The sequence below is a fragment of the Teichococcus aerophilus genome (assembly GCF_014490485.1).
Lineage (GTDB): Bacteria > Pseudomonadota > Alphaproteobacteria > Acetobacterales > Acetobacteraceae > Pseudoroseomonas > Pseudoroseomonas aerophila.
In genome coordinates this window covers 1-9,101 of sequence record NZ_JACTVA010000092.1, presented here as the reverse complement: position 1 = coordinate 9,101, position 9,101 = coordinate 1, and the positions used below count along the sequence as shown (strand labels likewise).

General features: G+C 62.0%; 13 protein-coding genes and 1 pseudogene. 9 read left to right on the top strand and 5 right to left on the bottom strand.

Translation table 11 applies throughout. The features are described from left to right. Positions 1–184 precede the first annotated feature (184 nt). A complete protein-coding gene (locus IBL26_RS24590) occupies positions 185–490 on the top strand; it encodes a hypothetical protein (protein ID WP_187787146.1) in 306 nt (101 codons plus the stop codon). An 80-nt stretch (positions 491–570) separates the two neighbouring features. Then, positions 571–1,110 carry a site-specific integrase gene (locus IBL26_RS24585; RefSeq protein WP_187787145.1) on the top strand — a complete coding sequence of 180 codons (540 nt, stop codon included), beginning with the start codon at positions 571–573 and terminating at the stop codon, positions 1,108–1,110. Positions 1,111–1,572: 462 nt separating this feature from the next. Here the strand turns inward: IBL26_RS24585 and IBL26_RS24580 are convergent, their stop codons facing one another. Continuing rightward, a complete protein-coding gene (locus IBL26_RS24580) occupies positions 1,573–2,121 on the bottom strand; it encodes a hypothetical protein (protein WP_187787144.1) in 549 nt (182 codons plus the stop codon). Between the two features lie 393 nt (positions 2,122–2,514). Here IBL26_RS24580 and IBL26_RS24575 point away from each other — a divergent pair, with 393 nt between their 5' ends. Beyond that, positions 2,515–3,453 (top strand): LysR family transcriptional regulator, encoded by a 939-nt coding sequence (locus IBL26_RS24575; protein WP_187787143.1) that lies wholly within the window; start codon positions 2,515–2,517, stop codon positions 3,451–3,453. Between the two features lie 281 nt (positions 3,454–3,734). Here the strand turns inward: IBL26_RS24575 and IBL26_RS24570 are convergent, their stop codons facing one another. Next, positions 3,735–4,103 (bottom strand): response regulator, encoded by a 369-nt coding sequence (locus tag IBL26_RS24570; protein WP_187787142.1) that lies wholly within the window; start codon positions 4,101–4,103, stop codon positions 3,735–3,737. 152 nt (positions 4,104–4,255) lie between these two features. On the opposite strand from IBL26_RS24570, the gene IBL26_RS24565 reads away from it, so the two are divergent. From IBL26_RS24565 to IBL26_RS24555, 3 genes and pseudogenes are all read left to right on the top strand, one after another. Continuing rightward, positions 4,256–4,462: a hypothetical protein gene (locus IBL26_RS24565; RefSeq protein ID WP_187787141.1), complete on the top strand. Its 207-nt coding sequence runs from the start codon at positions 4,256–4,258 to the stop codon at positions 4,460–4,462. 461 nt (positions 4,463–4,923) lie between these two features. Then, positions 4,924–5,301, top strand: coding sequence for a GFA family protein (locus IBL26_RS26205; protein ID WP_187787140.1), 378 nt, complete (start codon positions 4,924–4,926; stop codon positions 5,299–5,301). Between the two features lie 517 nt (positions 5,302–5,818). Beyond that, positions 5,819–6,361 (top strand): annotated as a pseudogene (locus tag IBL26_RS24555) (tyrosine-type recombinase/integrase); the annotation flags it as partial. 10 nt (positions 6,362–6,371) lie between these two features. On the opposite strand, the gene IBL26_RS26200 reads toward IBL26_RS24555, so the two are convergent. Beyond that, a complete protein-coding gene (locus IBL26_RS26200; RefSeq protein ID WP_367615508.1) occupies positions 6,372–6,704 on the bottom strand; it encodes a helix-turn-helix transcriptional regulator in 333 nt (110 codons plus the stop codon). Between the two features lie 400 nt (positions 6,705–7,104). On the opposite strand from IBL26_RS26200, the gene IBL26_RS24545 reads away from it, so the two are divergent. Further along, complete coding sequence (locus tag IBL26_RS24545; protein WP_187787138.1) at positions 7,105–7,383, top strand: hypothetical protein; 279 nt, start codon at positions 7,105–7,107, stop codon at positions 7,381–7,383. 123 nt (positions 7,384–7,506) lie between these two features. Here IBL26_RS24545 and IBL26_RS24540 read toward each other — a convergent pair whose 3' ends face one another. Continuing rightward, a complete protein-coding gene (locus IBL26_RS24540) occupies positions 7,507–7,704 on the bottom strand; it encodes a hypothetical protein (RefSeq protein ID WP_187787137.1) in 198 nt (65 codons plus the stop codon). Positions 7,705–7,942: 238 nt separating this feature from the next. Next, positions 7,943–8,176: a hypothetical protein gene (locus IBL26_RS24535; protein ID WP_187787136.1), complete on the bottom strand. Its 234-nt coding sequence runs from the start codon at positions 8,174–8,176 to the stop codon at positions 7,943–7,945. Between the two features lie 306 nt (positions 8,177–8,482). Between IBL26_RS24535 and IBL26_RS24530 the strand changes: the two genes are divergently transcribed. Together IBL26_RS24530 and IBL26_RS24525 are read left to right on the top strand one after the other, a co-directional pair. Then, entirely contained in the window at positions 8,483–8,650 is a 168-nt protein-coding gene (locus IBL26_RS24530; protein ID WP_187787135.1) for a hypothetical protein, read from the top strand. 233 nt (positions 8,651–8,883) lie between these two features. Next, the coding region (locus tag IBL26_RS24525; protein WP_206684303.1) for an MCP four helix bundle domain-containing protein at positions 8,884–9,101 on the top strand (218 nt) is incomplete at its 3' end.

Below are 9,101 nucleotides of genomic sequence, written 5' to 3'. Positions count from 1 at the left end.
GGCTTGTCGGGGCGATCCGGAAGATAGGACACAACTCTGCACCTGAGCGGAAAGCAGGAGATTTGCTCTCGAGTGGAATATCTGGGAGTGCCTGCTAGAGGGCGTATCTTCCTGCGCTATTCCCAGACACAGAGCAGCCCTTGTCGACTAGCCACCCAAGGTCTGCAGACCTATCTTCCTGTGCATGTCCCGCTCCCCTGCTGCTGACCTGGCTCCCCTCATCAAGCTGCTGCAAGCGGGTGTCCCACCCGAGCGCGCTGCCACCGAACTCTCTCGCGTTCTGGCGATCTGGAAGGCTGAGCTCAAGGATGACGAGGAGCAACTGCAAGAGCGGCTCTCTGGCTTGGCCGAACAGCTGACAACAGGCCTCGAGGACATGCACGAGGGCATCGCCGAAGCCAGCGACAAAGGGAAGCCTACGCTGCGGCGGATCCTGGCGGCGCATGAGGCGGTGCTGGACGGGGTGCAGAAAGCGCAGGGGGCAGAATAGGCGTCCAGCCACTCTGCGGGTACATCTGGCCGCTATCCAAGCAGCCCACCGGCTGGCTGGCCTAGCGCTGGATCTTGGCGATGCCTGCCTACGTATGGCTGGAAGGCATTACCCGCAACACCGGCACCCGGCCGCACCGGCAGGCCGCCGCCGCCACTCCGGATCTGCTGCGCAAGATGCTGGCGACCCGGCCGGCCTCCGACACGCCGCTCGGCGCCCACGACCGCGTCCTGCTGCTGGTCGGCCTGGCGCTGGGCGACGTGGTGGCCGTGGCAGGGAAGGGGCTGCAGGTGGCCATCCGCCGTTCCAAGACCGATCCGCATGGCGCCGGCCAGCTGTCCGACAAGGCGGTGTGGCGCCTGGTGCGCAGCGCGGCCCCGGGACGCTGGTTGAAGGGCTGGAAGCGCTTCTCCGGGCATTCTCTGCAGGCAGGTCTGGCGACGGCCGCCGGCGAGGCGGAGGCGGACCTGGCGCAGGTGATGCGGCAGACCCAGCACCGCTCGGCCGAGGTGGCCATGGGCTGCCTGCGGCCAGCGGAGATCTGGCGACAGAATCTGACAGAGGCAATCTGGCGGCAACCCCACGCAATCGAGCGACATGAGCCATCTCCGACAGAATGAGGGTGCAGCCCGCAAGACCGCCTGCCCTGCAGGGCTTTGGCGGGAGGCTCGCTGGCAACAACAACAGGATGGCGCCCCTGTGGCCGCTCATCTTGCCTTCGAGAGCAGCAGGGCGTGCGGCGGCCATAGCCGTCGCAGGCGGTGTGCAGCTTGAAGTTCAGGCTGAACTTGTTGCGCCCGATACGGCTGGGTACAGCTCCTTTTTGAGCAGGCTGGCGGCTGTGCGATGCGCCTTGAGGTGGGTGGCATCGATCGTCAACTGGTCCGGCAGCACCTCCGCCGCAAGGGAATCACACCACCATCAAATCGCCAGGCTGGATCTAATAGGTCCTGAACCCACGGCGCGTTTGACCCCTGCGGCCCTCACCTGGACCAGAAGGTCGTCAGGGTGCGGGTCCGGCACCGGCGCATTGGCAAGGCGGAGGACGTCCGCCTCACCGAACTCATCGAAAGCAGTTACCCTTACCTCGCAGTGGCCTTGGCAGTCGCCCGACGCGCAATGCTGGCGGCGAAGAGTGGGGTCTCGCGTCGGTTGTGATCGCCGCCAGCTTCTTGACGGGCTGCTGCGGCCTGCTCGAAGGTCTGGCCGTGCGCAGAGATAAAGTCCAGGAATGCATCCGTCGGGTGCGAAGTGACCCGGTTGGTGTAGCGGGTCCGGCCACCCTCAATGGCCTCGGCGATCAGTTCCCAGATGACGTTGACCTGAGTGCGTCCGGCCGGTGTGAAGACGTCGGAAATTGAGTTCATCCGGCAATAGCTCGGCGTTGCCTCGTCGGCGACGTAATGCTGAACCACCAGGGCGGTGCCGATCATCTCAACATTGATGGACATGCGTCGGCCGTCGTCTGTCGTTGTGGTGCCGGCACTGATGTGGTCTGGCGGGCAGCAGCGCAGGTACTCGGCTTCCGGAAGGGTAAAAAGCCAATCGGCGATGTCGACCTTATCCAGCGGGACGTCGATCTCAGCGGAATAGGCGGACTGGGAGAGGATCTGGTCGGTTAGAATTTTCATGATACTTCCTTCGAACGAGACGAACTGGATTGGAATGCTGCTCTCCGCGGTTCACGATACAGCTAGCCCTCCAGGGCGGCTGTCGTGGTCCGTATCGAGCTATGGTCTCAGGCTTTTCAGCTAGGGCGACTAGAAAATAGCACTGTGATTTACAGTGTTCGGCAGCAGGACGTGCCAAGGTTAGACCACCAACTCTGAGCATTTTGGAGCATACAAACGTATGGATTTACGTTTGCTATGTGTCCGTCAAACCGCAGAGGGCCGAGTGATTCTGCCTTGGCTCTGCCGCCTGGACGCTCTTGAGATCGCCAACCTTGTGAGAGGATTGTGTTCCCATCTTCGGAAGCGGATAAGCCACAAGCTGCTAGAAACGGCTTCGCCTGGAGAGCAAAGATGAAGCCTCATTTCGCCGACTTTTTGTCCACCTTTGTCGATGTCGTCCGGGCTGGAAGCTTCTCGGGCGCTGCCCGCCGGCGCGCGGTGACTCCGTCAGCGGTCGTGCGGCAGATCGATATGCTGGAGGCGGATTTGGGGGTCGCCCTACTGATCCGCTCGACGCGTGCTCTCACGCTCACCGATGCTGGTCAGCGGCTGCACGAGCGGGCCCTTCGGCATCTCGACGAACTCGCGGATACCCACGCTGAGGTCTCCGCCTTTGACGGGTCCGTCTCTGGCACGCTCCGGGTCGCGTGCTTTCCGACATTCGGCAAGCGCTACGTCCTGCCGGTTCTTGCCGGGCTGCAGATCGAGCATCCTGCGCTCAATGTCGAGCTCGACTTGACTGAGAGGCTGGCCGATCCGGTGATCGAGCGTCTTGACGTTGTCATCCGCATGGGCGCGTTGACCGACAGCACGCTGATCGCGACAAAGCTTGCGCCCCTGAAGCGGCTGCTGGTGGCCAGCCCGGCCTATCTGGCACGGGCCGGGGTGCCTGGTAGCGCGGCCGATCTCTCTTCACATCGTCTGCTCGACAAACTGCACGGCGCGGATCTGCTCGGCTGGCGGGACGTCCTCGGCTGCACGGCGGGCCACTCTGGGAACGGCATGGCAACGTTCCGATCAGACGATTTTGAGGCCCTACGCGCCGCGGCCGAGGCCGGATTGGGCATCGCGTTCCTGTCGAGCTGGGTGGTCGGACCAGATGTAAGCGCTGGTAAGCTGGTCCGGTTGCTGCCGGGCGATGAGCCCTGGAATGTCGCGCCAGACGGAATCTACCTCCTACGTTCGCTTCGGCAACCAAGCGCGAAGGTGCGAACGTTTACTGCGGCGCTACAGGCCTCGATCGGATGTCCGCCGGTATGGGAAAGTGGATTTGGCACCCCAGATGCCTGACGGTGACCATCCCAGCGCGATGGTAGTCGGGGAGAGTAGCCCAACCTGTGCAGGAAAGGCGGGCAAGACGATCTATGTACGCATCCCGCATGGCCCTATTATCGCGGGTAAGGGGCTGATTGGCGATGGGATGTGCGGCTGGCCCGGGCAGAGGCGTCTGCCGCTGCGCTGTTAAGCGGCCAGTAGCCATGCCCGTCACCCGCCCGATAATCGTGCTTTTCGGACGGAATAAGGACTTGGCTCTGGCGCGTGGTGGCAGAGCCACGCTGAAGTCCTGCTTCTCAGCTGCGCTTGAGAAGGGACGTTGCGAGAGCAGACAGCTGGTCGAGCTTGTAGGGTTTAGCCAGCGTGAAGACGATCAGGAAAAGCTGGTCTAGCCGGTCCTCGACGCCGTCCGCATACCCGGAGGTCATGATCACCGGGATCTCGGGAAACCTGGCTCGGGCATGCACAGCCACATCCACACCGTCGCCCTTTCCAGGCATCCGTACATCGGTGACGACGATATCGACATGGTCCTGGCTCTCCAGCACCTGAATGGCCTCGCTGGCGTTCTGCGCCTCGAGAACCTCAAAGCCGTCTTTCTCCAGCGCTTCCTTGGCCACGAGCCGCACCAGGAATGCGTCCTCAACCAGCAGCAAGCGGGGCACGGTGTTCGGCTTTCATGCGGCCTGGCCAGGGGCGAGGGCGCCATAAGGGTTGTCGTCGAGCATTGGCGTCGCGCGCGAGGCTAAGCGATGTGGCGGCCGGCAGGAAGGTCTGCACGTTGCTCGGCTCAGGCTCGCCGGCTAAAACGGCGCCGATGAACACCGAGTGGTCCGACGCCGAACTGGATGCGTTCTGGGCGGCCCATCTCGAGGGCCGGCCGCTGCCGCCGCGTATGACGGCCCAGGCCACCAGCGACGGCAATCAACTGGTGATCAGCGACCCGCCAGCACGCGCCATCTGGACACGGCGCACGCCGCCGCCTGGGCGACGCGCCTGGGGCAAAATCATCGTGCTGGGTTGACCCAGCCGCCGGTGCGGTGGTCCTGTTCGGAACCGCATCTCGACCGGTCGGTTTCCTCCTGATGGCCCACAGCACGACACATTGGCATGCTGTTTATTGGAAGCGATGGACACCCCGTAGACATCCCAGATGACCATCAAGCTGCTGAGGGTACCGATGGCCGACTGGTCGCCATTCCGCCAAGGCACCTTGCGTGGCAAGGGCGGGACGGCCGCATGGTGGCAGTCCCCCTAGGTCATCTGGCGCAGGAAGGTCCCGATGGCCGCATCGTTGCGGTGGCCCCAGGGGAATTCGGTATGCCCGACCCTAGAGGCCGCATTCGCCTGCTGTAGGCAGGCCTGCATCCGGCCCGCTCGATGGCGTCCACTTTGGGATGGGTGAGGTGGTCGCAGAGCCTCAACCATTGCGATCTCTCGTGCAGAAGACGATCCTAACGGGCTGCAGGAAGGGAGATAATCGCAATGGTGAGAGTGGCGACATGTGCCTGCGGCTCGCTCCGCGTAACCTGCGCCGGAGAGCCAAAAAAGGTGTCGCTGTGCCATTGTCTGGCATGCCAGAAGCGGACAGGCAGCACCTATGGTATCGCTGCCTTTTTTGATCGCCAAGCTGTCCGGGTCAACGGAGCGAAAAGACACTATTCACGTCTGTCCGACAGTGGCTTCCTTGTAGAATTCCACTTTTGCCCCGACTGCGGATCTACGGTGTTCTGGGAGCCGCAGCGCATGCTGGATCTCATCGCTGTCGGCGTCGGTTCGTTCGCTGACCCAGGCTTCCCTCCGCCAACACAGGCCGTATACGACCAGTACCGCCACCCCTGGGTCATCAGCCCCACATCATGAAGCGGCGAGTGGTGTCCACGACGTTGCTCGGCGACCTTCCGGTTCCCGGGGACGTCCCGCTAACAGCGCAGATGCATGCCCTTTCCGGCCGGGCGGCCGTCTATGCCACCCGGGCGCGGGGGGGAGGGCACCCGCCGCGCCTATCGCAGCGCCTGGCGCGGCTATGCGACCTGGTGCACCGGCCTGGGCCGAGAGCCGCTCGGCGCCGATCCCGACACGGTGGCTATGTACGCGGTGCGCCTGGCCGATGACGGCCACTCCGTCGCCACCCTGCGCGTGCACCTGGCTGCCATCCAGGCGGCCCACCGCTTAGCCGGCCTGGCGCTGGATCTCGGCGATGCCCGCTTGCGCATGGTGCTGGAAGGCATCACCCGCAGCACCGGTACCAAACCACGCCGGCGGGCCGCCGCCGCCACCCCGGATCTACTACGCAAGATGCTGGCGACCCGGCCGGCCGCCGACACGCCACTCGGCGCCCGCGACCGCGCGCTGCTGCTGATCGGCTTCGGGGCGGCGCCGCGCCGAGCTGGTCAGCCTGACGATAGGCGACGTGGTGGCCGTGGCGGGGAAGGGGCTGAAGGTGAGCATTCGCCGCTCCAAGACCGACCCGCATGGCGCCGGCCAGCTGGTCGCCATCTGGGCCAACCCGGCCGAGCCCGCCTGCTGCCCGCTGGCGGCGTGGCAGGCCTGGATGGGCTTCCGGCGGGATGCCGCAGATTCTTGCGGCGGCGCCTCGGATGCAGAGCTGCCGCTGTTCGTTAGGCTGAGCAAGGCGGGCCGCCCCAGCGCTGCCCAGCTATCCGACAAGGCGGTCTGGCGCTTGGTGCGCGTGGCGGCCCAGGATGCCGGCCTGGAGGGCTGGGAGCGCTTCTCCGGACATTCCCTGCGGGCGGGGCTGGCGACGGCCGCTGGCGAGGCGGGGGCGGATCTGGCGCAGGTGATGCGGCAGACCCGGCATCGCTCGGCCGAGGTCGCCATGGGCTACCTGCGGCCAGCGGAGATTTGGCGGCAGAATCCGACCGAACAAATCTGGCAGAGAGCCGCCCGATCTCTTCCATAGGAGAGCAGATCTAAAGCCTTTTGAGCCACTGAACCAATGGTGTCGAATCGCCTACTGGCTCAGCCTTCCTTCTGAGCTCCATCCTTAATCCGTTATTCGCTGCTATCCGCACTTCGGTAGGCGTCATGCCGAACTCTCTTCTAAAAGAACGGCTGAAAGTAGAAACGTCCGGAAATCCGCACGCCGCCGCGATGGTCGTGACGCTCACCGCTGCGTCGGCTTCGCAGATCTGAGCAAAGGCCGTACGGAGCCGTATACGAAGAATGTAGTGTGAAACGCCGCCTTCATTCTCGAATATGCGATACAAATGGGTTCGCGAAACTCCCACTTCTCGGCACAGCATCGCAGAGCCCAGTCGTACCGATGCGATGTTTCGCCTGATAGCGGCTCGGACGCGTTCTTTCTGCATGATCCCTGTCAAGTCACGTGCTTCGGCTAACCGGTCGCTTGTCGGGCGGATGCAGGCTCCCAACATTGCCCTCAGCGCGTCGTGAACGCGGGGCATCTCATCCTCATTTATGCTATGAAGATTGCGCTCCAACAGATCCAGAAAATCGACTAGCAGCATGCCCAGCGGCGTACTGATTAGATTTCTGCTGGCGAGATCCAGAGACGCATTGAGATGAGGAAATTGATCGCGGGAGAAATAGAGTTGTAGCCGCTCATCGGCTTGGCGTTCGCTGCTCCAGTTCCGTCCCGAGTGATAGGATAAAGGGTACGCGCGACGGGACAGAAAAATCCCGATGCTCCGCCGAAAGGCCTGTCACAGCGCCACTCAAGCCGATGCCGATATTCCAGTGATCCAGATAATCGTGCCGGATCATAGTAGCCGTCCGAATGACCCTGACGGCCGGCGTCATAACCCGGCAGAGCAAGACGGAACCGAGATCCCAGTTGATGCTGTGGGCAAGAAAGCCGTTGTCCTCTTGCCCGTCTGGCACAACAGCGAAGGCCGGCTGAAACCAAGACCGCCAAGCGTCGAACTGCTCACCTGTGGCGACCGTTTCAGTCGAAAATATTGAAGGCCGCATGCAATTCGCCATGATAGACGGATGCCCCTAAGCCACATTCATTATAATTCTTATAAGGACACTATCTCGTAACTTTATCGGGATGGTAGTTTGTTTTCACCGTTTCAGGCGATACTAGCTACCTCTATCTACGCTATTATCGTTGGAGGCATCCGGGATCGGCCCGAAAAGCGGGCAGGCGCGGCTGGCCTGGCGGCGAAGGGCCAGGGCGACGTCCCGCGCGCCCATATCGAGAGCGATGTAGCTCCCGGTGATCAGCGCTTCACGATACAAGCGCGACTGGTCATCCAGGCGTCGAGCATCGGCATCCATGCTGTTCACTCCCAGTCCTGTCGGTGACGGCGATACGCGGCGCTGGACGTCGGCCCTTCATGCCGGCGGTCACGCCAGAAATCGGGGTGGCGTAGCCTCCATGGCGAGGCGCTGGCCTGAAAGCGTATCTGGAAGCCATCTTCAGTTCATGAAAACGTCCAGTGAAGAACAGCTAACCTACTGCATTGGAGGACTGCGGGTTCGACGTTCGTGAACCTCTGGCAATTCTTCAGGGTCCTCAGGATCGGCTGGCTTGCAGAAGCTCCTGGTATATCCTGTCGAATTCGGCGGCCAGTAGGGCACGGTAGCGCATATCGCTCACGGCCTCATCCTGCGATTGTGCCGTCTCGAGCATGCGAACGAACGATGCGCGCAGCTGGGCCAACGCCTCAGGATTCACTGGGTCGGGGCCGACTTGTTCCCGAATCGCCTGGATTAGTGCGTCGCGCATCGCGTAGGCCCGTTCATCCAACAAACTCACCATCTCCTACTTAAGCGAGCGTACCTTATGCTGAAATGGCGGGCGCAACACGCGTTAACGCGAAGGATTCTTAACTCAAGGTTGATGAACAATTTTTAATCTAAACTTCCAATTGCTGGTGCATCGTGTCTTTACAGCGGTTTATGCGTCGAAGCGCGTTTTCACACTTTAAGAAAATCTCATGCCACTAGATTTGTCGTGTAAAAATGGGATTGCTCATCGGTACCAATCTGTAAGTATGCCCTTACTCACGAAGTCGTGAGTTTCGTAACACCGCAGCCAGAGACAAGAAGTCCCATGACCGCCACCTTGCCCGTCGCGTGCACGCTTCACGACCAGATTGAAGGTGCCGTCATTACTTTGGAGCATTTGGCAGTCCAGGCCGCTTATGCCCAGGAACCCTGCGCCCAGATCCTGCTGCGGACGGCGGAGCTGCTTCGTGTCACCGTGCTGACACGTCGCTAACCTATCGACCCTGTTGATGTTGGGAGCGGGGCGATGCCCGATCCTCATGGATGGCCGTTGTTTTCCTCATGGGCTGTTCGCTGCTCGATCATCTGAACGAGCCAAGGTCTTACTTTAGGACGCCATGGCGACGTGAGGCTCTGTCCTGTTGTCTTGCTTACCGTCTGGTAAGGCTATGATGCATAAACATCCTCATACCTGCTCGCTCTTTTGGGCATTGAGGATGTCGCACCATGCTCCAAAATATCAGCATTCGCTCGAAGGTGATCTCGGCCTTTGCCGTTGTCCTGTGCTTTGGAGCAGCTCTGGGCGTGTTTGCTGTGATCGAAGTCCAGCGGCTCAATCAGGCCACGTCCGCGATTAATGACAACGTAAGCGACATCCGGCGGCTTTCCGTCATGGGCGTACAGCTTGAGCGGATCCGCTCCACGGATGGGCTCCTGCTGCTGGC